Consider the following 26,484-nt stretch of genomic DNA (forward strand, 5'->3'; position numbering starts at 1 on the left):
ATGCGCGTGGAGCTGACCGTGAACGGCAGGCGCCGCCGGGCCGACGACGTCTGGGAGGGCGAGAGCCTGCTGTTCCTGCTGCGCGAGCGCCTGGGCCTGCCCGGCTCCAAGAACGCCTGCGAGCAGGGCGAGTGCGGCTCCTGCACGGTGTACCTGGACGACGTGCCGGTGTGCGCGTGCCTGGTCGCCGCCGGTCAGGCGCAGGACCGCGAGGTCCGCACCGTCGAGGGCCTGGCCGACGGGGACGCGCTCGACCCCGTCCAGGCGGCCTTCGTCGAGGCGGGCGCGGTGCAGTGCGGTTTCTGCACCCCCGGCCTGGTCGTGGCCACCCACGACCTGCTCGACCGCGTCCCGCGGCCCAGCGACCCGGAGATCCGCGAGGCGCTGGCCGGCAACCTCTGCCGCTGCACCGGCTACGAGAAGATCCTCGACGCCGTGCGGCTGGCGGCCGCCACGCGGGCGAACGGGCGCCGATGACCCCGACGATCATCGACGGCGCCGCGATCGCCACCGTGGACGCCGCCGGCACCGAGCACGCGTTCGGCCACGTCGTGGTCGAGGACGGCCGGATCACGGCGGTCGGCCCCGGCCAGGCGCCCAGACCCACCGGCCCGCACACCTGGGTCGACGGCACCGGCTGCCTGGTCACCCCTGGTCTGGTCAATACCCACCACCACCTCTACCAATGGGCCACGCGCGGCATCGCCCCCGATGCCACGCTCTTCGAGTGGTTGACCACGCTGTACCCGGTGTGGCGCGGCCTGGACGCCGACATCACGCACGCCGCCGCGGCCGCCGGCCTGGCCCGGCTGGCGACCACCGGCTGCACGACCGCCGCCGACCACCACTACGTCTTCCCGCGCGAGGGCGGCGACCAGTTCGCGGCCCTGGTCGACGCCGGCCGCCGGATCGGCATCCGCCTGCACGCCGTGCGCGGCTCGATGGACCGCGGCCGGTCACAGGGCGGCCTGCCGCCGGACAACCTGGTCGAGGAGACCGAGGCCGCCCTGATCGGCACCGAGCAGGCGATCGCCGAGCACCACGACCCCGCCCCCGACGCGCTGGTCAAGGTCGCCGTCGGCCCCTGCTCGCCGTTCTCGGTCAGCCGGGAGCTGATGACCGGCGCGGCCGACCTGGCGCGGGCCCGGGGCGTCCGCCTGCACACCCACCTCGCCGAGACCGTCGACGAGGAGGAGCACTGCCTGTCCCAGTTCGGTCGCACCCCCGTCGAGTACGCCGAGGACCTCGGCTGGCTCGGCGACGACGTGTGGCTCGCGCACACCGTGCACCTGGCACCCAACGCGGTGCGGCGCATGGGCGCCACCCGCACCGGCTCGGCGCACTGCCCGTCCTCCAACGGCCGGCTGGGCACCGGCACCGCCCCGGTCCGCGACCTGCTCGACGCGGGCGCGCCGGTCGGCCTCGGCGTGGACGGCGCCGCGTCCAACGAGTCCTCCGGCCTGGTGGAGGAGCTGCACCAGGCGCTGCTCCAGGCCCGCCAGCGCGGCGGCCCCGAGGCGCTCGACGTGCGCGAAGCGCTGTGGCTGGGCACCATGGGCGGCGCGCGCTGCCTCGGCCGCGACGGCGACATCGGTTCGATCGAGCCGGGCAAGCTCGCCGACCTCGCCGTGTGGCGGCTCGACGGCCTCGACCACGCGGGCATCGACGACCCGGTGGTCGCCCTGGTCCTGGGACCGCTGCCGCGGCTCGGGCTCCTGCTGGTGGGCGGCCGCACCGTCGTGGACGACGGCGGGCTGCGCACCGCCTCCACCGCCGACCTCGCGCGCGACCTGCGGGCCGCCGCCAAGCGACTGAAGGGCACGCGATGAGCCTGACGCCCGCCGAACTGACCTCCGCCGTCTCCGGCGGCATCGGTTCCAGCCCGCAGCGGCCCGACGGCACCCTCAAGGTCCGCGGCGAGTTCGCCTACGCCTCGGACCTGTGGCACGAGGACATGATCTGGGGCGCGACCCTGCGCAGCCCCCACCCGTACGCCAGGATCAGGTCGGTCGACATCACCGAGGCCCTGCGGGTACCGGGCGTGCACGCCGTGCTCACCCACGAGGACGTGCCCGGGCTCAACCGCTACGGCCTGGAGCACAAGGACCAGCCGGTGCTCGCCGAGGACGTCGTGCGCTACCAGGGCGAACCGGTCGTGCTCGTGGGCGCCGACCACCCGGAGACCGCGCGGCGGGCCATGGCGCGCGTGGAGGTCGACTACGAGGTGCTGGACCCGGTCGTGGACATGGAGACCGCGGTCGGCGCCACGCCCCTGCACCCCGGCGGCAACCTGGTGCGGCACGTCCCGATCCGGCGCGGCGACCAGGGCGCGCGGGCCGAGGTCGTGGTCACCGGCCGGTACGAGGTCGGCATGCAGGACCAGGCGTTCCTCGGCCCCGAGTCGGGCCTGGCCGTGCCCGCCGAGGACGGCGGCGTCGACCTCTACATCGCCACCCAGTGGCTGCACGTCGACCAGGCCCAGGTCGCCACCGCCCTCGGCCTGCCCCTGGAGCGGGTGCGGCTGACCCTCGCCGGGGTCGGCGGCGCGTTCGGCGGGCGCGAGGACCTGTCGATGCAGGTGCACGCCTGCCTGCTCGCGCTGCGCACCGGCAAGCCCACCAAGATGGTCTACAACCGCGAGGAGTCCTTCTACGGGCACGTGCACCGCCACCCCGCGGTCCTGCACTACGAGCACGGCGCGGACCGCACCGGCAAGCTGGTCTACGTCAGGGCGCGCATCCACCTCGACGGCGGCGCCTACGCCTCCAGCACGGGCGCGGTGGTGGCCAACGCGGCGACGCTGGGCATCGGCCCGTACGAGGTGCCCAACGTGACCGTGGACTGCTGGGGCGTCTACACCAACAACCCGCCCTGCGGCGCGATGCGCGGTTTCGGCGCGGTGCAGGCCGCCTTCGGCTACGAGTCCCAGATGGACAAGCTCGCCGCCGCGCTGGGGATGGACCCGGTGGACCTGCGGATCGCCAACGCGATGAGCGAGGGCTCGACCATGCCGACCGGCCAGGTCGTCGACTCCGCCGCACCGGTGGCGCGGCTGCTGGAGCTGGTCCGGGACAGGCCGCTGCCGCCGCGGCCCACCTCGGTCGACCTGCGCGACCTGCCCGGCGGCGTCTCCAACACCACGCACGGCGAGGGCGTGGTGCGGGGTGTCGGCTACGCGGTCGGCATCAAGAACATCTGCTTCTCCGAGGGCTACGACGACTACTCCACCGCACGCGTGCGGCTCCAGGTGATCAACGGCGAGGCGGTCGCGCTGGCGCACACCGCGGCGGTCGAGGTGGGCCAGGGCCTGGTGACGATCGTGCAGCAGATCGTGCGCACCGAGCTGGGCGTGGAGCGGGTGACGATCCTGCCCATGGACACCAGCATCGGCAACGGCGGTTCCACCTCGGCGTCCCGGCAGACCTACGTGACCGGTGGCGCGGTGAAGGCGGCCTGCGCGGCCGTGCGCGAGAGGCTGACCGGGCTCGCGGGCGGCCGCGACCCCGCGTCGCTCGACCTGGCCGAACTGCTCGGCGACGAGGTGGTCGACGAGACGGTGGAGTGGCGGCACCGGTCCACCGAGCCGATCGACCCGGTGACCGGGCAGGGCAACGCGCACGTCCAGTACGGGTTCGCCGCGCACCGGGCCGTGGTCGACGTCGACACCGAGCTGGGCCTGGTGAAGGTGGTCGGGCTGGACTGCGCCCAGGACGTGGGCCGGGCGCTCAACCCGCAGGCCGTCCTCGGCCAGATCCAGGGCGGTTCCGCGCAGGGCCTCGGCCTGGCGGTGATGGAGGAGATCCAGACCGCGGGCGGGCGGGTGCGCAACCCGTCGTTCACCGACTACCTCATCCCGACCGTCCTCGACATGCCGCCGATGGGCATCGACGTGCTGGAGCTGGCCGACCCCCACGCGCCCTACGGCGTGCGCGGCGTCGGCGAGCCGCCCACCATCTCCTCCACACCGGCCATCGTCGCGGCCATCCGCGCCGCGACCGGCCGCGACCTGCCACGCGTGCCCGTGCGCCCGGAGCACATCACCGGCACCTGACCACCACGCGCGCCACCCTCGCCACCCTCGCCACGGCCCCGGTCGCGGCACGGGCGGGCACGTCCCGGCGAGGCCGCCGAGACACCCCCGGAGCACCCGCACGACGACCCGCACGGCACCCCGACCGACACCCCGACCAGCGCCCAGACCAACGATCCGACCGACAGCACGACCAGCGACCCGACCGGTACCCCGGTCCACGCCTCGACCAGCAGCCGGGTCAGCCACCGGGCCGCCGACCTGGTCGACGACTCGACCAGCGTCGCGAACGATGACCCGACCAGCACCCCTGCCGGCGACCCGACCGACAATCCGACCAGCGACCCGGCCAACCGGACCACGGCGAAAGGCACCACACCCATGACCACCTCCGTCTCCCCCGACCACGCCTGGCTGCGCGAGTCCGTCGAACTGGCCACCCGCAACGTCGCGGCGGGCGGCGGCCCGTTCGGCGCCGTGGTCGTCCGCGACGGGGTCGTCCTCGCCACCGGCACCAACCAGGTGACGACCGCGCTCGACCCGACCGCCCACGCCGAGGTCGTCGCGATCCGCGCGGCCTGCCGGGCGATCGACGACTTCCGGCTCACCGGCTGCGTGCTGGTGTCCTCCTGCGAGCCCTGCCCGCTGTGCCTCTCGACCGCCCTGTGGGCGCGGGTGGACCGGGTCGTCTACGCCGCCGACCGGCACGACGCGGCCGCGGCCGGGTTCGACGACCGGGAGTTCCACGCGCTGTTCGCCAGGCCGCGCGAGACGTGGGACCTGCCGGTGCACCGGATCTCGACGGGTGCGGACGACGCGCCGTTCCGGGCGTGGCTGGAGCGGACCGACCGCGTCGACTACTGACCCGGCGACCACCCGGGGGCACCGGGCGAGCCAGCCGGGCGCGTTCGGCCGCGCCGTGCCCGCGGGCCCCGCCCGACCGGTCGCGGGAGGGATGCCGTGCCCCGGGCCGGGGTCCGCGCGCGAGGCGACTGGTCGTCGTGCGGCGTCGATCCCCGCACCGAGGGCGGAGCGGGCACCGCGTCGTTGCGACAGGCAGGCCGCGGTGGTGGTCGGGAAGTGACTGGTGGACTTGCCGGATTCGCTGGTCATGGCCCCAGGTTGGGCCGAGTCGAGGAGCGGTGCAACGACGATCGGTCAGCCTGTGGACAACTTCGCGGCGAATTGATGGATAAACTATGCGGCGTTTTTCCCGACCCCCCGCAAGGGCCCTGCGCCGTCCGTCCTAATGCGACTCGAAGCACCACGGGCAGGCTCAAGCGCCCAGCAAACCCCGCTCGTAAGCCACCGCCACCGCTGCGGCGCGGTCCTTCACCCCGAGCTTGGCGTACACGTGCACCAGGTGCGTCTTCACGGTCGCCTCGCTGATGAACAGCCGCGCCGCCGCCTCCCGGTTCGTGCAGCCCCGCGCGATCAGCCCCAGCACCTCGACCTCGCGGTCGCTCAACGGCTCCGCCGCGGGCTGCCGCACCTGGCCGACCAGCCGGGTCGCCACCGACGGGGACAGCACCGCCTCGCCCCGCGCCGCCGACCGCACCGCGCGGAACAGCTCGTCGCGCGGCGTGTCCTTGAGCAGGTAGCCCGTCGCACCGGCCTTGATCGCGGGCAGCACGTCGCTGTCCGTGTCGTAGGTGGTGAGCACCAGCACGCGCGTCGGGAAGTCCCGCAACCGCCCGATCGCCGTGACGCCGTCCACCCCCGGCATGCGCAGGTCCATCAGCACCACGTCCGGCTTCACGGCCCGCACCACCGTCACCGCCTCCGCGCCGTCGGCCGCCTCGCCGACCACCTCGATGTCACCGGCCGACGCGAGCATGCCCCGCAGCCCGTCGCGCACCACCGGGTGGTCGTCCACCACCACGACGCGGATCACCTGGCCACCTCGGCCGGGATCGCGGGCACCGACGCGGACACCGCCGTGCCGCCGCCGGGCTCGGACTCCACCACCAGGGCCCCGGCCAGGCGCGACACCCGCTGCCGCATGCCGATCAGCCCGAAGCCGTCGGTCGCGCCACCCGGGTCGAACCCGGCGCCGTCGTCGCGCACGTCCAGCGTCACCACGTCCTCCATGTACGACAGCGTCAGCCCGACCCGCGACGCGCCGGCGTGCTTGGCGACGTTGGACAGCGCCTCCTGCGCGGCGCGCAGCAGCGTCACCTCGACCTCCGGGTGCAGGGGCCGCGCCGCGCCCGTGGTGGCGACGGTGGCGGCGACCCCGGTCTGGTCCACCCACCCCGTCACGACCTCGGACAGCGCGTCGGGCAGGTTCGCGTCCTCCAGCGCGGGCGGCCGCAGGGCGTGCACGGAGCGGCGGGCCTCGGCCAGGTTCTCCCGCGCCAGGCGCAGCGCCGTCTCGACGTGCCGCGGCGGGTTCTCGTCGGCCTGGAGCTGGGTGATGATGCCGGTGAACCCCTGGGCGAGGGTGTCGTGGATCTCCCGCGCCAACCGCTGCCGCTCGTCGAGCACACCCGCCTCACGGGCCTGGATGAGCAGCTGGGCGTGCAGGCCCGCGTTCTCCTCCATCATGGCCGCCATGTCGGCCAGCATCTCCTTGCGGCGCCTGCTCTGCTCGTTGGTGAAGTGGCCGAGCAGGGTGAACGTGCTCGCTATGATCACGATGACGACCACGAGGGCCAGGTAGACGCCGATCGCCACCGGGTCCGGCTCGGGCAGGCCGCCGTACAGGGAGGTGGCGGCCAGCACGCCCGTGGCGACGACGCCCGCGAACTTCCAGCGGCCCGCCAGGTTCTCGATCGCGTAGATGTAGCCCGCGAACGAGAAGAACCCGAACATGGAGTGCCGCAGCCCCAGCACGGCGTAGGCGACCAGCACGCCCACGTAGAACACGCCCATCAACCGGGGCCGCTCGCGCCACTGCGGGTGCAGCGTGTGCCACCACAGCATCCACAGGGCGGTGGCGACCGCGATGCCGACGTTGACCGCCTTCGTCCCCGGCGGGTCCGGGATGATCGCCGCGTAGACGACGGTCGACAGCACCAGCACCAGGTACGGGATGGCCTGCCCCGCCACCCCCAGGCGGTGCTCCCACACGTCGAGCTCGTCGGTCATGCCTCACTCCCAGCGGAAGGACTTCGCCGCGACCGTACCCGCCGCCGCCGCGACCACCGCCATGATCGCCAGTTGGAGCGGGTCGGGAGCGGTGCCCTGCCACGCCTCCTGCAACGCGCCCACGCCCGGCGGCAGGTGGTCGCCGATGCGGTTGAGGAATTCGGGCAGCATCACCCGCGGCAGGTAGGCGCCGCCGAAGAACATGACGAGCATGAAAGCCACGGTCGCCCAGCCGCCCGCGGCCCTGGCGTTCGGCGCCCACGCGGCCACCAGCAGGCCCAGCGCCGACAGCGACAGCAGCCCGAGCAGGCACGTGATCAGGAACACGACCGGCTGCCGCGGCGGGTCGATGTCGAACGCCGCCTTGGCCACCACCAGCAGCAGCACCAGCGACAGCGCGCCGGCGATGAAGTTCACCACGACCTGCGCGACCAGCAGCTTGGCCGGGTGGACCGGCGTGGTGGAGAAGCGGCGCAGCACGCCCTTCTCCCGGTAGGTGGCCACCGCGGTGGGCAGCCGGTTCAGGCAGAGGAACGCGAACGCGATGACCACCAGCGTGGGCATGTAGTGGTCGACGAACCGCAGGTCGCCGAACTTGGGGTCGGGGGTGCGCAGCGCGGGGATCGCGCCGAGGACCAGCAGCAGGAGGGTGGGGAAGAAGACGGCGAACACGACCATGACCGGCTCGCGCAGGAACAGCTTCCACTCGATGTTGACGATCTTCAGCATGGCTGGGTTCACTCCGAGGGCGTGCGGCCGGTGAGGTGGATGAATGCCTCGTCGAGGCCCGCCTGCTCGACGCGCAGGTCGGCGGCGACGACGTGGTTGCGGGCGAGCAGCGACGTGACGGCGTGCAGCAGGTCGCCCTTGCCCGTGACGACGAACCGCGAACCGCGCTGCTCGACGGCGGAGACCTCGGGCAGGTCGCGGAGGAGGTCCGGGTCGAGCGGCGAGGTCGGCCGGAAGCGGACCGTCTGCTGGGCGTCCAGGCCGGAGACCAGGCCGTCCGGGGTGTCGACGGCGACGACCCTGCCCGCGTCGATCACGGCCAGCCGGTCGCACAGCCGCTCGGCCTCTTCCATGAAGTGCGTGACCAGCACGACCGTGACGCCGGAGTCGCGGACCTGCTCGACCAGCTCCCAGGTGTCACGGCGGGCCTGGGGGTCCAGGCCGGTGGTCAGCTCGTCGAGCACCGCCACCCGCGGCCTGCCGACCAGGGCGAGCGCGATGGAGACGCGCTGCTTCTGACCGCCGGACAGGTGCCGGTACTCGGTGCGGAGGCGGTCGCCGAGGCCGAGGCGGTCCAGCAGCTCGCGCCAGTCGGCCGGGTCGCGGTGGAAGGACGCGTACAGGTCCAGCGCCTCGCCGACCCGGATGCGGTCGGGCAGCTCGCCCTGCTGGAGCTGCACGCCCAGCCTGGTGCGCAGCTCGGCCCGGTCGCGCCGCGGGTCGAGCCCGTCCACGCGGATGGTGCCGCCGTCCGGCGAGCGCAACCCCTCGACGCACTCGACGGTCGTGGTCTTGCCGGCCCCGTTGGGGCCGAGGATGCCGAAGATCTCCCCTTCGTCGACGGTGAACGACACGCCGTCCACCGCGACCTTCTCGTCGTACCTCTTGACGAGGTCGACCACTTCGATGATCGCCATGCCACCAGGTTCGTCGGCGGCGCGGCCCGGCGGATCGCACGGCGGGTCGGACTCCCGGTCAACCGATCGGTTGACCGCCCGTAGACCACCCCGAACGTGGAACTCGGGGGTCCCGGACGTGGAACTCGGGGGTGCCGGGGGTTCGACACGGGGGTGCTGGAGGTTCGACTCGCGGGGGCTGGGGGCATGACACTCGCGGGGTGGGGGCATGACACGCGCGGAGGGAGGGAGGGGGAGGGGTGGGTGGGGGTGGTGGGGCGGGGGTGGCCGGTTGAGACGCGTGCTTAACCGGGAATTGGCGGCGCCGTGGCCGTCCGGCCCGGCAGAATCGTGAGGGTGACTCCCGCACTCCTGTTGGCCCACGGCGCCGGTGGCGCCGTCCGGGCGAACTTCAGCCCCCTGATCCCCCAGCTGTCGCGCAAGCGCAAGGTGCACGCGGTCGATTTCCCGGGCTCCGGCACCACGCCCCGGGCCACCGCACCGCTGGAGCTCGACGACCTCGCCGACCGGCTGGTCGCCGCCGCCGAGGGCGAGGAGCGGTTCGCGATCGTCGGTTTCTCCCTGGGTTGCTCGGTCGCGGTGCGCGCGGCGCTGCGGTACCCCGAACGCGTCACCGCCCTCGTGCTCACCGCCGGGTTCGCCCGCGCCGACGAGGAGACGGCGGCGCGCCTGCGGGAGTGGCGGCGGCGGCTGGACGGCGACCGCGCCGAGATGGCCCGCTACCTGGTGTCGGTGGCGCTGGGCGAGCCGTTCCACCGCCGGATGACCGCCGAGCAGGAGGCCGGGTTCCTGGAGCTGGTCGCCATGACGATCCCGCCGGGCAGCCCGGAGCAGGTCGACCTGGCGCTGCGCGCCGACGTGACCGCCGACCTGCCGGAGGTGGCGGTGCCGACCCTGGTCATCGGCACCAAGCACGACCGGCTCATCGCGCCGAGCGCCACGCGGGCCATGGCCGACCTCGTCCCCGGCGCCCGGTGGGCGGAGCTGGACAGCGGCCACGCGCCCGCGCTGGAGGCACCCGGCGAGTGGGCCCGGCTGATCGAGGAGTTCCTGGCCTGACGCGTGGTCGGCGGCGGTTTGCCGGTCCTCCGGTCGGGCTAACCCCGGCCCATGACCAACACGCTCGTCCTCGACGTGGACGGCACGCTGGTGGACACCAACTACCACCACGCCGTGGCCTGGTTCCGCGCGTTCCGCCGCTTCGACATCACCGTGCCGACCTGGCGCCTGCACCGCGCCATCGGCATGGGTGGCGACAAGCTGGTCGCCGCCGTGGCCGGTGACCACGTCGAACGCGAGCGCGGCGACGACCTGCGCCAGGCGTGGGAGGCGGCGTTCGAGCCGATGCTGGCCGAGATCCGGCCGCTGGAGGGCGCCCACCGCCTGGTGGCCGCGGCGCTGGAGCAGGACTTCGCGGTGGTGCTGGCCAGCTCCGGCAAGCGCCACCACGTCGACCACTACCTCAAGCTCATCGACGCGGTGGGCCTGCCCTCCACCTCCTCCGACGACGTGGAGGAGACCAAGCCGGCGCCCGACCTGGTGGAGGTGGCGCTGCGCAAGGTCGACGGCGGCGGCCGGGCCGTGGTGATCGGCGACTCCGTGTGGGACTGCGACGCCGCGCGCCGCGCCGGCCTGCCGGTGGTGTGCCTTCGCACGGGTGGTTTCGGCGAGGCCGAGTTGCGCGAGCACGGGGCGTCGGCAGTCTACGAGGAACTCGACCGGTTGCGGGCGGACCTCACCGACCTGCCGATGGCCTAGGAGGAACACCGTGCGGATCGGTTACACCCTGATGACAGAGCAGGCCGGACCACGCGAGCTGGTCGGGCACGCGGCGCTGGCCGAGGCGGCCGGGTTCGACTTCGAGGTGATGAGCGACCACTACTCGCCGTGGCTGGACGAGCAGGGGCACGCCCCGTACGCGTGGAGCGTGCTGGGCGCGGTCAGCCAGGTCACCGAGCGGGTCGAGCTGATGACCTACGTGACGTGCCCGACGGTGCGCTACCACCCGGCCGTGGTGGCGCAGAAGGCCGCGACCGTGCAGCTGCTGTCGGGCAACCGGTTCACGCTGGGCCTGGGCGCGGGCGAGAACCTGAACGAGCACGTGGTCGGCCGCGGCTGGCCGCCGGTGAACGTGCGGCATGAGCTGCTGCGCGAGGCCGTGGAGATCATCTGCCTGCTGTTCGACGGCGGGTACGTCAACTACTCGGGTGAACACTTCCGGGTGGACTCGGCGAAGCTGTGGGACCTGCCGGAGCAGCGGGTGCCGATCGCGGTGGCGGTGTCGGGGCACCAGTCGGTGCGCACGTTCGCGCCGCTGGCCGACGCGATGGTGTCGACCGAGCCGGAGCCGGAGCTGTGCCGGGAGTGGGACGTCTTCCAGGGCAAGGGCTCGCCGTCGCGCAAGATCGGGCAGCTGCCGGTGTGCTGGGACACCGACCGCGACCGGGCCGTGGCGCGGGCGCACGAGCAGTTCCGCTGGTTCGCGGGCGGCTGGAAGGTCAACGCCGAGCTGCCGGGCACGGCCGGGTTCGCCGGCGCCACGCAGTTCGTGCGGCCGGACGACGTGGCCCAGCAGATCCCGTGCGGCCCGGAGGTGGGCCCGATCGTGGAGGCGGTCGACAAGTTCCGCGAGGCCGGCTTCACCGACCTGGCGCTGGTCCAGATCGGCGGCGACCACCAGGCGGAGTTCCTCGACTTCGCCAAGGGCGAGCTGCTGCCCGCCCTGCGCTGAGCCTCAGCCCTTGCCGCTCCCCGTCGTGCGCGCCTGCTCGGCGGGGTCGATCACCGTCGGCTTGCCGGGGGTGGGCACGACCGGGGCGACGGGCACCTTCGGGGACGCGGGGCCCGGCCGGGCCGTGCGGTCCTTGGTGGGCTTCGCCTCCGCGTCCTCCTCCGAGGCGTCGTCCTGCTCGTCCGGCTGGTCTTCGGTGGTGATAGTGGTGGTGGTGGTCGCGGTCGGTTGCCCGGCCGGGGCCTGCGGGTTCCCGGTCACGGCCTCCCCGCCGGCCGGGAGCGGGTCGCCGGTGGTGGTCGGGACCTGCGCGACCGGTTGGACGAGGGTGCTGGTCACCCCGGCGGACGGCTCAGCCCGGTCGTCCGGGGTCTCGCCCGCGGGCGCCTCGCCCAGGTTGAGCACGACCAGCGCGGTCAGCGCCGCCGCGGCCGCGCCCACACCCACGAGCAGCACGCCGTTGGCGGGGCGGCGGGACCGCGCCCGCCCGGCCGGGGGCGCCACCACCGGCTTGGACACCACCAGGCCGGGCACCGCAGGCCCGGCCAGCGGCGGCAGGCCCCGGCTGGCGCGTTCGGCGGCGGCGAGCAGCCGGGCGCACTCGGCCGCAGTGGGTCGCCGCTCCGGGTCGGAGGCGGTCATCGCGGTCAGCGCGGTGCTCCACGCGGCGGGCAGGTCGGTCGGGACGCGCGGTTCGCGGTGCAGGCGGGCCAGCGCGGCCTCGGTGTCGCCGCCCGGGTACTCGGGCCGGCCGGTCAGGCACTCCAGCAGCACCAGGCCCAGCGCGTAGACGTCGGCGGCGGGCAGCACGTCGGCGCCGCGCACCTGCTCGGGCGCGAGGTAGCCGGCGGTGCCGACCAGGATGCCCGACCGGGTGACGCGGGTGACCTGCGCCTGGAGGGCCAGGCCGAAGTCGGCCAGGTAGGCGCGCCCCTCGCCCGGGTCGAGCAGGATGTTCGACGGCTTCACGTCGCGGTGCACCACGCCGTGCGCGTGCACGTGGGCCAGGACCTGCGCGACCTGCGCGCCGATGCGGGCCACCTCCGCCGGCTCCAGCGCCTCGCGCATGCGGCGGCGCAGTGTGCCGCCCTCGACCGGCTGCATCACGAAGTAGGGCCGCCCGAGGTGGACGCCGGTGTCGTAGACCTCCACCAGGCCCGGGCAGTGCAGCTCGCCCAGCACGTCCGCCTCGCGGGCGAGCCTGATGCGGTCCTCCGGGCTCGCCTCGCCCGGGAAGAACTTGATCGCGACCCTGCGCTCCAGCCGCGTGTCGAACGCCCGGTAGACCTCGGCCATGCCACCCGAGCCGTAGAGGGTGCCCAGCGCGTACCTGCCGTCGACGACCTCTCCGGTCAGGTCACCATCCCACATCCGGGTTGTCCCTCCGCTGCGTCGAAGAAGCACGCCGGATGCCGAAAGCTACCGGTTAAACGGCATGACAAGCCACCTCATTGACTGCTTCGGGAGCCTCTACCCGCAAAAACGCCGTTCTAAACCCCATGTTTATTCAAATTCGCGAAGTTCGGACCAGGGCTTGTGACGCCACTCGGACGAATGACGCCACAAGCCCTCGGTCACCTGGTCACGCCGCCTGCGTCGCGCACGGCGTTGTAGGGGTGCTGCTCCCCCCGCTCGTCATCGGCGGACCGACCGATGCCGGTCGGGTACCGCCGCACGAGGTGATGTCCACCCTCGCGTCCGACGAGTCGCCGAACGCGAACACCACGTACTCGACCCCCACGGACAGCTTGACGCCGCACGCGGTGATGACGGTCGTGCTCAACGCGTCGACCATGGGCGGCACGCTGCCCTTGTACTGGAGCCCCACCTGGATGCGGTAGCGGTTCCTGTCGTCGTAGGTGTCCGGCGTGTTGTTGTCCTCGACCTCCTCCGCGAGCACCGTGCCGGCGAACACGTGGGTCGCCCGGTTGTACCGGTCGGCCTCGTTGCCCGGCAGGCAGGTGCACGCGCTGGCCGGGCTGACGAGCACCGCGCCGAGCAGTACCGCGATGCCGGTCACCACGCCGAACGCGTGCGCAATCAATCGTGGGCGCGCCAAGGGAACCCCCTCTGTGGGTCGGTCATGGCGGTGTGCGCCCAGCCTAGTTCCCGGCGTGCAGCGCGAACCACAGTTCCGCACGCGTACCTGCGGGTTCCAGCGAGCGCCCGAGCAGCAGCTCGACGCGCCGCAAGCGGTTGCGCACGGTGTGCCGGTGCACGCCGAGCCGGGCGGCCGCCGGGTCGGCCTGGCCGTGGCAGGCCAGCCACGCCCGCAGCGTCTCGCGCAGCACGTCGTCGAGCGGGGCGAGCAGGGCCGCGGCGTGTTCGGCCGCGTCGGGCGCCAGCAGCCGCGCGGACGCGACCTCCTCGAACCGGGCCACGCCCTCCTCCAGCGCCCGCAGCGCCTCCCGGTAGCCGCGCGCGACGTCCGTCGCGTCCACCGGGCTCGACGCGGCGGCGGGCACGTCGAGGTCGTGGGCGAGCACCACCTGCCGGCCGTCGACCTCGGCCGCGAACCCCGGCGGCTCGGCCACCTCGGCCAGCGGCAGGAACACCCGGAACGGCGCCTCGGGCAGCCCGGCCACCGGCACCCCGGCCAGCAGCAGCCGGAACCGCTCCGCGCGCAGGTCCCGGCGGACCCGCTCCACCTCGTCCGAGCGCGCCAGGGCGAGGGTGAGCAGCGACGCGGCGGTGTTGACCACCCCGGCGTCCAGCGGGCCCGGCGCCACCACGGCCAGGAACCCGCGCCGCCCGAGCACCTGCATCGCCGCGTGCCGCTCCCCCGCCTGCCACGACGCGCTGGCCGCCCCGGCGGACGCGGCCAGCCGGCGGACCTGCTCGGTGAGGTCGGGCAGGTCGCCGCAGGCGTGCACGGGCGCGCCCGCCCCGTCCAGCAGGGCCACGCCCCCGCCGACCAGGCCGGCCAGCCGCTCCACCACGCCCCGCGGGCCGTCGCCGACCGCGGAGCGGGTCAGGGCCTGCCGCGCCCGGTCGGCGCGGCTGATGGCGGCGTACTTGTCGGCGGCGACCGCCTTGGTGATGGCGATGAACGGCGTGGCCCTGGGCACCTCCAGCAGCGCCAGGCCGGCCGCGCGGGCGGCGTCGACCAGGTCGGCGGGCACGCGGTCGTGGCTCAGGCCGGTGCCGAAGCCCAGGCCGACCGCGCCCGCGGCGACGAGCCGTCGCACGTAGTCGTCGGGCGGGCCGAGCGCGATACCGGTGGTGAGCAGCAGTTCGCCGCCCTCCAGGAACGGGGTGGGGTCGGCCAGCTCGGTGCTGTGGACCCAGGCGATCGGGCGGTCCAGGCCGGCGTCCACGCGCACCGCCAGGCCGACCTCCCGGGCCAGCGCCCCCACCGTCAGTGACATGGACACTGTGTACAGCCCGTTGGCCACCATGACCACTGTTCCCGGTCGACCGGTGCGCCGAAGCTGGAGGTGTGTCCCGACTGCGCACCGAGGTCCCCGGTCCCCGTTCACGCGAGCTGAGCGCGCGCCGCAAGGCCGCCGTGGCCGCGGGGGTGGGATCGACGTTGCCGGTGTTCGTCGACCACGCCGAACCGGGTCTGCTGGTCGACGTGGACGGCAACCGGTTGATCGACCTGGCCTCCGGCATCGCGGTGACCGGGGTGGGCAACCCGGCGCCGCGGGTGGCGGCGGCGGTCCACGAACAGGTGGACCGGTTCACGCACACGTGTTTCATGGTGACCCCGTACGAGGGGTACGTGGAGGTGTGCGAGCGGTTGGCGGAGTTGACGCCGGGCGCGCACGACAAGCGTTCGGTGCTGCTCAACTCCGGTGCGGAGGCGGTGGAGAACGCGGTCAAGATCGCGCGGCGGGCGACCGGGCGTGCCGGTGTGGTGGTGTTCGACCACGCCTATCACGGCCGCACGAACCTGACCATGGCGTTGACCGCGAAGGAGATGCCCTACAAGCACGGTTTCGGGCCGTTCACGCCCGGCGTGCGGCGCGTGCCCGGCTCCTACCCGCTGCTTGACGGGCTGAACGGGGTGGAGGCGGCGCGGCGGGCGGTGGCCGCGGTCGAGCGCCCCGAGGAGGTGGCGTGCGTGGTGGTCGAGCCGGTCCAGGGCGAGGGCGGGTTCGTCGTGCCCGCGTCGGGCTTCCTGCCGGAGCTGGCGCGGTGGTGCCGGGAGCACGGGGTGCTGCTGGTGGCCGACGAGATCCAGACCGGGTTCTGCCGCACCGGTTCGTGGTTCGCATCCGACCACGAAAGTGTGGTTCCGGACCTGGTGACCACGGCCAAGGGCATCGCGGGCGGCCTCCCCCTGTCGGCCGTCACGGGGCGCGCCGAGGTCATGGACGCCGTGCACGCGGGCGGGTTGGGCGGCACCTATGGCGGAAACCCGCTGGCCTGCGCCGCGGCCCTGGGTGCCGTCGACACCATGCGGGAGCTGGACCTCAACGCCGCCGCGCGGCGCATCGAGGCCGTCGCCCTGCCCCGCCTGCGCGACCTGCCCGGCGTGGTCGAGGCGCGCGGCCGGGGTGCGATGCTGGCCGTCGAGCTGGCCTCGGCGGAGGTGGCCGGCCGGGTCGCGGCGCGCTGCCACCAGGCCGGGGTGGTGGTGTTGACCTGTGGGACGCGCGGCAACGTGATCCGCCTGCTGCCGCCGCTGGTGATCCCGGACGAGCTGTTGGCCGAGGGCTTGGACGTGCTGGAAGGAGCGATGGCGTGACGACTCCCTACTGGGTCGCGGGGCGGCCCGCGAGCAGTCAGGACCTGGTGGAGGTCCGCAGTCCGCACGACGGCGCGATCGCGGGGGTGACGTCGAACGCGTCCGCCGAGGACGTGGAGCGGGCGGTGGCCGCGGCGCACGCGGTGGCCGGGGAGTTCGCCGTGCTGCCCGCGCACGCCCGCGCCGCCGCGCTGGACCACGTGTCGCGCCGGTTGGCCGAACGGGCGGACGAGGTCGCGGCGCTGATCACCGCGGAGTCGGGCAAGCCGGTGAAGTGGGCGCGGGTGGAGGTGGCGCGGGCGGTCTCGACGTTCCGGTGGGCGGCGGAGGAGGCGCGCCGGTTCTCCGGCGAGTTGCAGCGGCTGGACACCGACCCGGCGGCGGCGGGTCGGTTGGCGCTGGTGCGCCGCGTGCCACGCGGCCCGGTGCTGGGCATCGCGCCGTTCAACTTCCCGCTCAACCTGGTCGCGCACAAGGTCGCGCCGGCGTTGGCGGTGGGCGCGCCGATCGTGGTCAAGCCCGCGCCCGCGACGCCGCTGGTGGCGTTGCTGCTCGGTGAGCTGCTGGCCGAGACGGACCTGCCGGCGGGGTCGTGGTCGGTGCTGCCGGTGCCCAACGAGGTCGCCGGCGAGCTGGCCGAGGACCCGCGGCTGCCGGTGGTGTCGTTCACCGGTTCGGGTCCGGTCGGGTATTCGATCCTGGAGCGGGTGCCGCGCAAGCACGTCGTGCTGGAGCTGGGCGGCAACGCCGCCGCGGTGGTGTGCCCGGACTGGGACGACCTGGACTTCGCCGCCTCGCGCATCGCCACGTTCGCGATGTACCAGGGCGGGCAGTCGTGCATCTCGGTGCAGCGCGTCTACGCCCACGCGCAGGTCCACGACGCGCTGACCCAGGCCGTGGTGGCGCACGTGCGCAAGCTCGGCGTCGGCGCCCCGACCGACCCGGCCACCGACGTCGGCCCGCTGATCAACGAGGCCGCCGCCCGCCGCGTGGAGAGCTGGGTGGACGAGGCCGTGGCCGCCGGCGCGAGGGTGCTCACCGGCGGGCGCCGCGACGGCGCGGTCTACGAGCCCACGGTGCTCACCGACGTGCCGCCCGGCTGCAAGGTCGTCGACGAGGAGGTGTTCGGCCCGGTGCTGGTGCTGGAACCCGTGCCGACGGTGGAGGACGCCTTCGACCGCGTCAACGCCTCCCGCTTCGGCCTGCAGGCCGGCGTGTTCACCCACGACGTGCGCCTGGCGTTCCGGGCCTCGACCAGGCTGGCCGTGGGCGGGGTGATCGTCGGCGACGTGCCCAGCTTCCGCGCCGACCAGATGCCCTACGGCGGGGTCAAGGAGTCCGGCACCGGCCGCGAGGGCGTGAAAGCGGCCATGGAGGACCTGACCGAGCAACGCGTGCTCGTGCTCACCGGCCTGGAGCTGTAGTTCCACGGTGGTGGGCTCGCGGCGATCCCCGCGAGCCCACCACTCGAACCGGTGAAGTGCCGGCTCAGCCCCACTCCGGCCCGACGCTGCGGGCGCCTGCTGCTGCGCGAGACACCGAACCGTTGTGTGCGCCTCAAGACCTTGCCGGCCCGGCCTTCGGGGCAAGAATTTTCACACCCCCGGCTGAGAAACGGCCCATGTCGACGCCATTGTGGTCACGGAATGTAACGACACGAACCCGCTCCCGATCGAGAGGGTGCCGTCTCGCCAGGCCGGACACCTCGTCGAGCGAGTTCGGCTGCTCAGAGCCCCTCCACGGGATTCCACCGCAAGGGTGAGAATTCCACTCGACAGTGCCAGCCCAACCGCTGTCGGCCAGAAGCAGCAACCCATATGAGTGATGCCGGCGGAATTCTTTCGGACACCAGGCCGATCGACAAACCGGCCCACGTCCCATACGGCGACGAGAAGTGAATAAAACTCACACAACTTGACCGGCCCGCCACCCGCAACTCGCACTAACCTAACGCAGTGGCTAACCGATGACCTGCTGCGGACTATAGACGGTCGGGTGGGTGTTGCACTCGACGGACGAAGTCCTGCGGAACGGGGGCCACCGTGGTCCAGGAAGACGACATGGGGCAGCGACGGCTGCTCAGGTCGCTGGTCGACGTCCTCTCCCGCATCCCCGCGCTCCTCACCCGCGAGGGGCGCGACCTGGTCATCCGGATGATGAGCATGGAACTGGGCGAACCGGTGTTCGTCGAGGACCACCCGCTGCCGGTCGGGCACCTGTTCCACCTCGCCGAGGCGTGCCACCGAACACCCGAAAGGCTTTCCGCATTATTGCGGACGATAGGCTTGATCGAGCAGGATTCCAAGCCGATGGAAGAATTGCGGCGGATCGTGGGCGAGATGACCCCGGCCGACCTCTTCCCGACCAACGACAGGGCAAGGCTTTTCACATTGCTGGCCGGCATCGCGGTTCCGGACATCGCGGACATCTACCGCGCGATCGCCGGCCCTTCCGCCCCGAACCTCTACGGCCCCACCACGCTCACCGAGATCTTCCGGATCCTGGAGACGTTCAACGCGGGCCCCGACGGGCTGCCCCGTCCCCTGGTGTTCCTGGAGCACGTGGCCACCCGGGTCCGCACCGAGCTGTCCATCGAGCTGCAGCGCTGGACCTACGAGCAGGCGAGCAAGATGGGCTTGGCGGACGAGCTGGTCGAGGCGCGGGAAAAACTCAGCTCGGAGGTCGCCGTGCCGCTGACCCCGCCGCCGGGCTCGCCGGCCTGGCTGGTGCTGCGGCTGTGCGCGGACGGACCGAGCGGCGACCGCCACCGGTTGTCGTCGTGGCGGCAGCTGGGCAACCCGCAGCAGTGGGCGCCGCTGCCCGGCGAGGAGTTCACCGGACCGCTGGAGCAGGTCAAGCGGCACGTGACCGAGCTGATCGAACAGGTCGAGGACGCCTGGGAGCAGTACCAGCCCGATATCCGGGTGGAGTTCGTCCTGGACTACGACACGCTCAACGAGCCAGTCGACCAGTGGCCCTGGGATGACGATCCCTACCTGGTGCAACCGTTGGGTTGTAAGTATCCCGTCGTGGTGCGCAGCCTGGAGCGCATGACGGCACGCCGCTACCACCGCGAGTGGCGGCAGCGGTGGGACGAGCTGGAGCGGCAGCTGGAGCGGATCAGGCGGGTCGAGCGCGCCTCCACCTGCCGTGGCACCACCGGCTTGCGGGAACTGCTGTCGCTGTTCAACCGCAAGCGGGGGCTGGTGTCGATGGTGCTGTCCGCGCCGCCGTGCCCGGACGCGGCCGGGCGCGACGAGGTGGCGGTCGGGGTGAAGGCGGGGGTGCCGCTGATCCTGTGGCACCGCAGCGACTGCGCCTCGGCGGAGTTCGAGGAGCTGGTGGAGTCCCTGCTGCACGAGCAGGACGAGCACCACCTGCTGGAACGCGTGCGCCTCGTGCGGACCAGGGCGTTCGCGGAAGGCCCCGCGCGGCGTCACGTCGGCGAGGCGCTGACCGTGCTCTACGACGACCCCACCAGGCTCGTCGTGCCCACCCAGCCGGGGCCACCACCCGAGGGGGCGACGGGATGAACCACGGCGGCGGTCACGTCTACCACGGCACCGGCGAAGTAGCGGAGCACCCGGTCTCCGCCCTGCCCCCACCACCGCCGTGGCGGACGTTCAACGGCAGCGGCGACGCCACCAGGCCCACCGACGACGGCGGCGAGGGCGACCGCCGGGTGGGCGGGGTGCGCTCGGTGCGCCGCACACCGCACCCCGACGAGGTGGCCATGGTCGACGCGGCCATCCGGCTGCGCCGCCCCCTGCTGGTCACCGGCGCGCCCGGCACCGGCAAGTCGTCGCTGGCCTACCTCGTCGCCCGCGAACTCGGACTCGGCCCGGTGCTGCGCTGGCCCATCACCAGCCGCACCACGCTCAAGGACGGCCTGTACCTCTACGACGCCATCGGGCGCGTGCAGGCCGTGGGAGCGGGTGACCCCGACTCGGGCATCGGCGACTACATCCACCTCGGCCCCCTGGGCACCGCCCTGCTCCCCTACGACCTGCCCCGCGTGCTGTTGATCGACGAACTCGACAAAGGCGACATCGACCTCCCCAACGACCTGCTCAACGTCTTCGAAGAAGGCGAGTACCCCATCCCGGAACTGGTCCGCTACGCCAAGCACCAGGAGCAGGTCCGGGTGCTCACCGAGGACCGCGGCCACACCGCCACCGTCACCCACGGCGTGGTGCGCTGCCGCGAGTTTCCCATCGTCGTCATCACCAGCAACGGCGAACGCGAGTTCCCGCCGGCCTTCCTGCGCCGCTGCCTGCGCCTGCACGTCAAGCAGCCCGGTCGCGAGCAGCTCGGCGAGATGGTCGCGGTGCACTTCGGCGACGCCCACGGCGTGGACGTGGCCCGCCTGATCTCCGACTTCCTCGCCCACCGCGACCAGGTCGGCACCGTCTCCGCCGACCAGTTGCTCAACGCCGTCCACCTCGCGACCTCCGGCGCCTACCAGCCCGACGAGGACTGGACCGAGCTGCTGCGCGCCATCTGGCACCCCCTGTCCACGGAGGCCGGATGAGCGCACCACGCGAACCCACCGTCCGCGAGGTGCTCCTCCAGCACCTCGACGCGACCGAGCACCGGCTGGAACGACTGCGCACCGCGGACCTGACCCTGCGCGAGATCCGCGACTCGCTGTGGCTCGCCGGCACCCTGCGCCCGGCCGCGGAACCGGCCGCGGGGGAACCGCCCCCCGCGCTCCCCCACGACGACGACCGACCACCACCGGACCCCGAAGAGCAGGTGCGAGAGGAGCCCGAGACCGAGGAGGGCGACCACCCGGCACCCGAGCCCACCTGCACCCAGGGCTGGACGCCGACGCCGACCACGCTGGACCGCGCCGACCCGTGGTCGGACGGGCACGGCACGGTCAGCGCGGTCTCGGCGTGGCCGACCGTGCCCGCCCTGCCCGAACGCCGCCGGCTCAGCCGCGCCCTGCGCCCGCTGTGCCGGCACGAGCCCTCGCCCCGGCTGCGGCTGCTCGACGAGGAGGCCACCGCCGTGCGCGCGGCCCGCGACCGCCTGTGGCTGCCAGAATGGCGCGCCGCGCCCTGGCGGCGCTTCGAGATGGCCCTGGTCGTCGACACCACCGTGGCCGCCGAGCTGTGGCAACAGACCGTCAGGGAATTTCGACTCCTGCTGGAACGCCAGGGCGCCTTCCGCGACGTCCGCACCTACGTGATGGACAGCTCCTGCCCCGAACCGCACGAGGTGACCCTGCGCTCCGAGGGCGGCGCGAAGCACCCCTGGCGCTACCTGCTCGACCCGGCGGGCACCCGGATCGTGCTGGTGCTCACCGACACCGTCGGCCGCGCCTGGCACACCGGCGCCGTCGGCCACGTGCTCCACCACTGGGGCCGCGTCATGCCGGTCGCGGTGGTGCAGACGCTGGCCCAGCGCTTGTGGTCCTGGGGCGGCCTGCCCACCCGCCGCATGAAGCTGTCCGCACCCGCCCCCGGCACCCCCAACTCCCGGCTGCGCGTGCACGGCCCGGCCACCCATGCCACCGCGGTACCCGTGCTCGGCCTGTCCGCGGAGTGGCTGGCCGGCTGGACACGCCTGCTCACCGCCCCCGGCTCGGAATGGGTCGAGACCACCGCCGCCCTGGTCGGCCCCTGCACCGTCCCCGCGCCGCGGGTCCCCGAGGAGGAACCCGCCGACGCCGCGCAGAGCGTGCTGAGGTTCCGCACCTACGCCTCCGCCGACGGCTTCCAACTCGCCGCCCTGCTCGCCGCGACCCCGCTGAGCCCGCAGCTGATGAGCCTGGTCCAACGCGTCCTGCTGCCCGGCTCCGACCTCTCCGCGCTGGCCGAGGTCATGCTCGGCGGGCTGATGACCCGCCTGCCCGGCGCCAACGGCGACACCGACGCCGTCGCCTACGACTTCCACCCCGGCGTCCGCGAGGAACTGCTGGCCACCGCCCGCCGCGCCGACACCGCCCGCGTCGCCCGAATCCTGGACACCTACGCCGGCCAGGACAACCACGCGCTGCGCAACTACCGCCTGGTCCTCGACGACCCCTACCACGCCGAGGACATCGACGCCTCTCCCGAGAACCTGCCCTACCTGCGCGTGCAGGAAGCCGTGTTCAAAGCCCTGTCCGGACCCTATTCCAGACGGTCGCAACGCATCCACCGATCGATGGAACGAGACATCACAGCACAGGAGAAGCAGTTGACGACCACCGACGCCCAGCCCCTTCCCACCGGGGCCGGGTCGCCGCTGCCCGAAGGAGACGACGTGACCACCGCCCCCGGCACCCCTCTCTTCACCGGCGAACGGCAGCCGGGTACCACCCAGCCGCAGGTGTGGGGTCACGTACCGCTGCGCAACCCCGACTTCGTCGGACGCGAAGAACTGCTCGAACAGCTCCGCGTGCGGCTCAGCGAAGCCGGCCCCACGGCGGTCCTGCCCGAGGCGCTGCACGGCATGGGCGGTGTCGGCAAGTCCCAGACCGTCGTCGAGTACATCTACCGACATGCCTCCGAGTACGAGGTGGTCTGGTGGATCTCCGCGGAGCGGCAGGAGCAGATCAAGCAGAGCTTCGTCGAGCTGGCCAAGCAGCTCGGCGTCGCCGCGTCGGGATCGGCCGAGACCGCCGTTCCCGGTGTGCTGGAGGCGTTGCGCCGGGGCGAGCCCTACTCGCGCTGGCTGCTGGTCTTCGACAACGCCGACCGCCCCCAGGACGTCCGCCGCTTCTTCCCCGCGGGCACCGGCCACATCGTGGTCACCTCCCGCAACTCCGAGTGGGGCGGCTACGCCCGCCCCGTCGAGGTCGACCTGTTCACCCGGGAAGAGAGCATCGAACTGCTGGACCGCCGCGGCGGCAACCTCGACCGCGCCGAGGCCAACGCCCTCGCCGAGGCCCTGGGCGACCTGCCCCTGGCCGTCGAGCAGGCCGCCGCCTGGCGCGCCCAGACCGGCATGCAGGTCTCCGAGTACCTGGAACTGCTGCGCCAGAACCGCACCGAGCTGCTGGAGGCGGGCACCTCCAGCGAGGACCAGCTCCCGGTCGCCGCGGCCTGGAACGTCCCGCTGAACCGCCTCAAGAACGACCACCGGGCCGCCCTCCAGCTGCTCCAGGTCTGCGCCTTCTTCGGCCCCGACCCGATCTCGCAGAAGCTGTTCCGCGGCGCGCGCGACGTGCCCGTGCCCGAGGCGCTGGCCGCCGCGCTGCGCGACCCGATCCGGCTCAGCCGCGCCATCCGCGAGATCAGCCGCTACAGCCTGGCCAAGATCGACCACCGCGCCAACGCCCTCCAACTGCACCGATTGGTCCAGACCGTGCTGAAGAACCAGCTCGACCAGGCCGAGCAGGACCGCATGCAGCACGCCGTCCACGTGCTGCTGGTCAACGGCGACCCCGGCGACCCGGAGAACTCCGACAACTGGCCCCGCTACGCCGAACTGCTGCCCCACGCCCTGGTCTCCGAGGCGGCGCAGTGCCAGGACCGGTGGGTGCGCCAGCTCGTGCTGAACCTGGTCAAGTACCTGATCAACGCGGGTGACTTCGGCAGCGCCCACGACCTGGCCAAGGAGACCGCCGAGGGCTGGCGGCAGTCACTGGGCGAGGACGACCACGACACGCTGGAGATGACCCGGCAGTACGGGATCTCGTTGCGCCGCCAGGGGCAGAAGGACGAGGCGCAACGCCTCAACGAGCAGACTTACCGCAGGTTCCAGGCGGTGCTCGGCGAGGAGCACGAGGCCATGCTCAACATGCTGGACACCGTCGCGCTCGACCGCCGCGCCCAGGGCCAGATCGTGCAGGAGCTGGAGATCCGGCGGCAGGTCTACGAGCGCGCGGTCGCGATCCTCGGCGAGGACGACCCGGCCACCATGAACTACGCCAACAACCTGGCCAGCGCCTTCCGCCTGATGGGCGCCTACCGGCAGGCGCACGACATCGACACGGCCAACCTGCGGCGGCGGATCCAGGTGCTCGGCCCCAACCACCGGTCCACGTTCGGCTCCTACAACAGCCTCTTCATGGACCTGCGGGAGCTGGGCTCGTACACCGAGGCCGCACGGCAGCAGGACGAGTTGCTGGACCGCCAGCGGCAGGTGTTCGGCGAAGACCACCCCTGGGTGATCGGGGCCGTGCGCAACCTCGCGGTGGCGCTGCGCAAGGCGGGTGAGCACGTGCGCGCCAAGGAGCTGTCCGAGGAGTGCGTCGCCCGCTACCGCCGCCGGCACGGCGACAACCACGTGGACACGATCACCGCCCGGATGAGCCTGTCCACCGACCTGCGCCACCTGGACAACCTCGACGAGTCGCTGCGCCTGGCGCGGCAGAGCTTCGAGGCGTTCCAGCGCGTCTCGGGCCCCGCCCACCCGTACACCCTCGTGGCGGCGATCAACCTGGCCGTGACGCTGCGCCTGCGCGACGACGTCGCCGAGGCGCTCGACCTCAACCGCCGGACGTACGACACCCTGGTCGAGCTGTTCGACGTCAACCACCCCAACAGCCTGATCGCGGCAGCCAACCTGGCCAGCGACCTCGCCGCCACGGGCGACCACGCGGAAGCCAGGAAGATCGACGAGGACACCCTGGAGCGGGCGACCAGGGTGCTCGGGCCGGAGCACCCGACGACGCTGGCGGTCGCGCTCAACCTGTCGCTGGACCTGCGCAGCCTGGGCGAGGAGAGCGAGTCCGCGGTGCTGCACGCGCGCACGGTGGAGGGGTTCCGCAAGGTGCTCGGCGAGGAGCACCCGGCGACGATCGCGGCCACCCAGTACGTCCGGGCGAACTGCGACACCGACACCATGCAGTTCTGACCGCCGGGTGCTCATCCGACGGTCCGGTCGAACCAGGCCACCAGCTCCGCGGCCGGCGGGGCCGCACCGGTGCGGGCGGCCACGCCGCGGTGGGTCGCCCGCACCAGCTCGGGCACCCGGCGCAGCGCGGTCGAGTCGAGGGCGAGGGCCAGGCCCGCCCACGCCGTGACGTCGTGGGGCGCCGCGCGCAACCGCGCGGCGTACCCCTCGGCGGCCGCGTCGCGCTCCCCGCGCAGGTGGGCGAACTCCGGGCCGCGCCGGTTCGCGACCCGGTCGAACTCGGACGGGTCGAGGGCGCGCAGCCGGTGCAGGGCGGTCAGCAGCGACTCGCCCGAGGCCGTCGCGGGCACCACCCGACCGCGCCGGGGGTCGCCCGGGGCCTCACCGCCACCCAGCCACGCCGCCACCGCGGCGGAGACGGTGCCCGGGTCGGGACGGACGTGCCGCAGCCTCCAGGTGACCGCGTGGTCGGCAGTCATCGCCTCGACGGCCGCGGCGACCTCCGGGGTGCGGGCCACCGCGTCGCAGACCGCCAGCCGGGCGGCCACCGCGGCGACGAACTCGCGTCCGAGGTCGGTGAGCGAGGTGAGGCGGCTCATCCCGTCCAGGGCCGAGCCGACCTGCCGGGCGCGGTGGCAGAGGTTGAACTCGCCCCGGCGGGCCAGTGACGGCGGCAGGACGTCGCGCTGGGCGTGCCAGAACTCGACCACGCTGACGAAGGCGTACACACCGTGCAGCAACGCCTCCACCGGGCGCGGGTCGTCGCGCCAGGGTGCGTAGTGCACGGGCGCGTCGCCGCCGTCGTGCAGTTCGACGAGGTCGAGCAGGGCGTTGACCTTGGAGTGCTGCAGCTCGTGCACCAGGGCCTCGCCGAACTCCGTCGCGGACCGCTTGGGCGACATGGCGACCGCGCCGAACGCCGCGGCCGAGGACGCGGCGAACACGTCACGCCGCGAGTCCAGCGGCACCACCGCGGCCAGCCCGGCGGACAGCTCCTCGGCCGGACCGGGGTGCCGCGTGGTCAGCAGGTCCCATGCCTCGCCCAGGAGCTTGTGCCACTCGTCCCGCTCGGCGGGGTCCAGCGGTCGCGGCGGCACGGGGGCACCGAACTCCCGGTAGGGCTCCAGGTCGTCGAGCACCACCTCGATCACGCGGCCGCGGGCGGTGCCGCGCTGCCTCGGGACCGGCTCCCACCGGACGGGCACCGGCCTCCCCGCCACGTCCAGTTCCACGCCCGCGGGCGTGGTGCGCAGGGTCGCGTGCCCGACCGGGAACCGGTGCGGCAGCAGGCAGGTGCCCACCGTCGGCAGGGTCACCGCGCCGTGCACCACGGGCACCGCGACCTCGCACCGCAGGCCCGCCCGGACGGCCGCGGCCGCGACGACCGCGTTGAACCAGCCGACCTCCGACCACAGCGGCGTGGCGTCGGTGGGGGTGCCGAGCACCTGGCGCAGCGCCCGGCTCAGCCACACCCCCGCGGAGTGGCTCATCAGGACGTCCTCGA

Annotated in this window: 20 protein-coding genes; 12 read left to right on the forward strand and 8 right to left on the reverse strand. The window is 73.4% G+C overall.

The annotated features are described in order from the left end of the window. The 4 genes from EKG83_RS35210 (at position 1) to EKG83_RS35225 (ending at position 4,894) form a co-directional block, all read left to right on the forward strand. A complete protein-coding gene (locus EKG83_RS35210) occupies positions 1–477 on the forward strand; it encodes a (2Fe-2S)-binding protein (protein ID WP_033431923.1) in 477 nt (158 codons plus the stop codon). Continuing rightward, positions 474–1,829 (forward strand): 8-oxoguanine deaminase, encoded by a 1,356-nt coding sequence (locus tag EKG83_RS35215; protein WP_033431924.1) that lies wholly within the window; start codon positions 474–476, stop codon positions 1,827–1,829. Before EKG83_RS35210 ends, EKG83_RS35215 begins: the two co-directional genes overlap by 4 nt. Next, a complete protein-coding gene (locus EKG83_RS35220; protein ID WP_051766149.1) occupies positions 1,826–4,051 on the forward strand; it encodes a molybdopterin cofactor-binding domain-containing protein in 2,226 nt (741 codons plus the stop codon). The genes EKG83_RS35215 and EKG83_RS35220 overlap by 4 nt, the downstream gene beginning before the upstream one ends. Before the next feature lie 360 nt (positions 4,052–4,411). After that, the gene (locus tag EKG83_RS35225) at positions 4,412–4,894 is read left to right on the forward strand and encodes a nucleoside deaminase (protein ID WP_033431925.1); all 483 of its coding nucleotides are present in this window, start codon (positions 4,412–4,414) and stop codon (positions 4,892–4,894) included. 412 nt (positions 4,895–5,306) lie between these two features. On the opposite strand, the gene EKG83_RS35230 is transcribed toward EKG83_RS35225, so the two are convergent. From EKG83_RS35230 to EKG83_RS35245, 4 genes are read right to left on the reverse strand one after another with little or no spacing between them, the layout of a single operon-like run. Further along, positions 5,307–5,924, reverse strand: a complete 618-nt coding sequence (locus EKG83_RS35230) for a response regulator (RefSeq protein ID WP_033431926.1) — start codon at positions 5,922–5,924, stop codon at positions 5,307–5,309. Further along, positions 5,921–7,120 carry a sensor histidine kinase gene (locus EKG83_RS35235; protein WP_033431927.1) on the reverse strand — a complete coding sequence of 400 codons (1,200 nt, stop codon included), beginning with the start codon at positions 7,118–7,120 and terminating at the stop codon, positions 5,921–5,923. The genes EKG83_RS35230 and EKG83_RS35235 overlap by 4 nt, the downstream gene beginning before the upstream one ends. A gap of 3 nt (positions 7,121–7,123) precedes the next feature. Further along, positions 7,124–7,849, reverse strand: coding sequence for an ABC transporter permease (locus EKG83_RS35240; RefSeq protein WP_033431928.1), 726 nt, complete (start codon positions 7,847–7,849; stop codon positions 7,124–7,126). Positions 7,850–7,857: 8 nt separating this feature from the next. Further along, positions 7,858–8,766, reverse strand: a complete 909-nt coding sequence (locus EKG83_RS35245; protein WP_033431929.1) for an ABC transporter ATP-binding protein — start codon at positions 8,764–8,766, stop codon at positions 7,858–7,860. A gap of 336 nt (positions 8,767–9,102) precedes the next feature. Between EKG83_RS35245 and EKG83_RS35250 the strand changes: the two genes are divergently transcribed. From EKG83_RS35250 to EKG83_RS35260, 3 genes are read left to right on the forward strand one after another with little or no spacing between them, the layout of a single operon-like run. Then, a complete protein-coding gene (locus EKG83_RS35250; RefSeq protein WP_228122331.1) occupies positions 9,103–9,825 on the forward strand; it encodes an alpha/beta fold hydrolase in 723 nt (240 codons plus the stop codon). 51 nt (positions 9,826–9,876) lie between these two features. Continuing rightward, positions 9,877–10,524, forward strand: coding sequence for an HAD family hydrolase (locus EKG83_RS35255; protein ID WP_033433385.1), 648 nt, complete (start codon positions 9,877–9,879; stop codon positions 10,522–10,524). A 10-nt stretch (positions 10,525–10,534) separates the two neighbouring features. Continuing rightward, positions 10,535–11,497: an LLM class F420-dependent oxidoreductase gene (locus EKG83_RS35260; RefSeq protein ID WP_033433384.1), complete on the forward strand. Its 963-nt coding sequence runs from the start codon at positions 10,535–10,537 to the stop codon at positions 11,495–11,497. 3 nt (positions 11,498–11,500) lie between these two features. On the opposite strand, the gene EKG83_RS35265 is transcribed toward EKG83_RS35260, so the two are convergent. The 3 genes from EKG83_RS35265 to EKG83_RS35275 all read right to left on the reverse strand — a co-directional run bounded on the left by EKG83_RS35265 (position 11,501) and on the right by EKG83_RS35275 (position 14,865). Further along, positions 11,501–12,868 carry a serine/threonine-protein kinase gene (locus EKG83_RS35265; RefSeq protein WP_051766463.1) on the reverse strand — a complete coding sequence of 456 codons (1,368 nt, stop codon included), beginning with the start codon at positions 12,866–12,868 and terminating at the stop codon, positions 11,501–11,503. Between the two features lie 211 nt (positions 12,869–13,079). Beyond that, complete coding sequence (locus tag EKG83_RS35270; RefSeq protein ID WP_084716828.1) at positions 13,080–13,556, reverse strand: hypothetical protein; 477 nt, start codon at positions 13,554–13,556, stop codon at positions 13,080–13,082. 43 nt (positions 13,557–13,599) lie between these two features. After that, positions 13,600–14,865 carry a PucR family transcriptional regulator gene (locus EKG83_RS35275; RefSeq protein ID WP_033433401.1) on the reverse strand — a complete coding sequence of 422 codons (1,266 nt, stop codon included), beginning with the start codon at positions 14,863–14,865 and terminating at the stop codon, positions 13,600–13,602. Positions 14,866–14,936: 71 nt separating this feature from the next. Here EKG83_RS35275 and gabT point away from each other — a divergent pair, with 71 nt between their 5' ends. The 5 genes from gabT (at position 14,937) to fxsT (ending at position 24,980) form a co-directional block, all read left to right on the forward strand. Continuing rightward, on the forward strand, positions 14,937–16,190 hold the full coding sequence (gene gabT / locus EKG83_RS35280; protein WP_033433382.1) for a 4-aminobutyrate--2-oxoglutarate transaminase: 1,254 nt from the start codon (positions 14,937–14,939) through the stop codon (positions 16,188–16,190). Beyond that, entirely contained in the window at positions 16,187–17,614 is a 1,428-nt protein-coding gene (locus EKG83_RS35285) for an aldehyde dehydrogenase family protein (protein WP_033433381.1), read from the forward strand. Before gabT ends, EKG83_RS35285 begins: the two co-directional genes overlap by 4 nt. A gap of 618 nt (positions 17,615–18,232) precedes the next feature. After that, positions 18,233–19,723: a VMAP-C domain-containing protein gene (locus EKG83_RS35290; protein ID WP_033433380.1), complete on the forward strand. Its 1,491-nt coding sequence runs from the start codon at positions 18,233–18,235 to the stop codon at positions 19,721–19,723. After that, on the forward strand, positions 19,720–20,721 hold the full coding sequence (locus EKG83_RS35295; protein WP_033433379.1) for an AAA family ATPase: 1,002 nt from the start codon (positions 19,720–19,722) through the stop codon (positions 20,719–20,721). The genes EKG83_RS35290 and EKG83_RS35295 overlap by 4 nt, the downstream gene beginning before the upstream one ends. After that, positions 20,718–24,980: an FxSxx-COOH system tetratricopeptide repeat protein gene (gene fxsT / locus EKG83_RS35300; protein ID WP_153278660.1), complete on the forward strand. Its 4,263-nt coding sequence runs from the start codon at positions 20,718–20,720 to the stop codon at positions 24,978–24,980. Before EKG83_RS35295 ends, fxsT begins: the two co-directional genes overlap by 4 nt. An 11-nt stretch (positions 24,981–24,991) precedes the next feature. Here the strand turns inward: fxsT and EKG83_RS35305 are convergent, their stop codons facing one another. Continuing rightward, the gene (locus EKG83_RS35305; protein ID WP_228122332.1) at positions 24,992–26,470 is read right to left on the reverse strand and encodes an aKG-HExxH-type peptide beta-hydroxylase; all 1,479 of its coding nucleotides are present in this window, start codon (positions 26,468–26,470) and stop codon (positions 24,992–24,994) included. Between the last annotated feature and the right edge of the window lie 14 nt (positions 26,471–26,484).

Source organism: Saccharothrix syringae (assembly GCF_009498035.1).
Classification (GTDB): Bacteria; Actinomycetota; Actinomycetes; order Mycobacteriales; family Pseudonocardiaceae; genus Actinosynnema; species Actinosynnema syringae.

Coding starts and splice junctions, on each gene's coding strand:
- EKG83_RS35210 (WP_033431923.1), top strand. CDS start 1: ATGCGCGTGGAGCTGACCGTGAACGGCAGGCGCCGCCGGGCCGACGAC.
- EKG83_RS35215 (WP_033431924.1), top strand. CDS start 474: ATGACCCCGACGATCATCGACGGCGCCGCGATCGCCACCGTGGACGCC.
- EKG83_RS35220 (WP_051766149.1), top strand. CDS start 1,826: ATGAGCCTGACGCCCGCCGAACTGACCTCCGCCGTCTCCGGCGGCATC.
- EKG83_RS35225 (WP_033431925.1), top strand. CDS start 4,412: ATGACCACCTCCGTCTCCCCCGACCACGCCTGGCTGCGCGAGTCCGTC.
- EKG83_RS35235 (WP_033431927.1), bottom strand. CDS start 7,120: ATGACCGACGAGCTCGACGTGTGGGAGCACCGCCTGGGGGTGGCGGGG.
- EKG83_RS35240 (WP_033431928.1), bottom strand. CDS start 7,849: ATGCTGAAGATCGTCAACATCGAGTGGAAGCTGTTCCTGCGCGAGCCG.
- EKG83_RS35245 (WP_033431929.1), bottom strand. CDS start 8,766: ATGGCGATCATCGAAGTGGTCGACCTCGTCAAGAGGTACGACGAGAAG.
- EKG83_RS35255 (WP_033433385.1), top strand. CDS start 9,877: ATGACCAACACGCTCGTCCTCGACGTGGACGGCACGCTGGTGGACACC.
- EKG83_RS35265 (WP_051766463.1), bottom strand. CDS start 12,868: ATGTGGGATGGTGACCTGACCGGAGAGGTCGTCGACGGCAGGTACGCG.
- EKG83_RS35275 (WP_033433401.1), bottom strand. CDS start 14,865: ATGTCACTGACGGTGGGGGCGCTGGCCCGGGAGGTCGGCCTGGCGGTG.
- EKG83_RS35295 (WP_033433379.1), top strand. CDS start 19,720: ATGAACCACGGCGGCGGTCACGTCTACCACGGCACCGGCGAAGTAGCG.
- fxsT (WP_153278660.1), top strand. CDS start 20,718: ATGAGCGCACCACGCGAACCCACCGTCCGCGAGGTGCTCCTCCAGCAC.
- EKG83_RS35305 (WP_228122332.1), bottom strand. CDS start 26,470: ATGAGCCACTCCGCGGGGGTGTGGCTGAGCCGGGCGCTGCGCCAGGTG.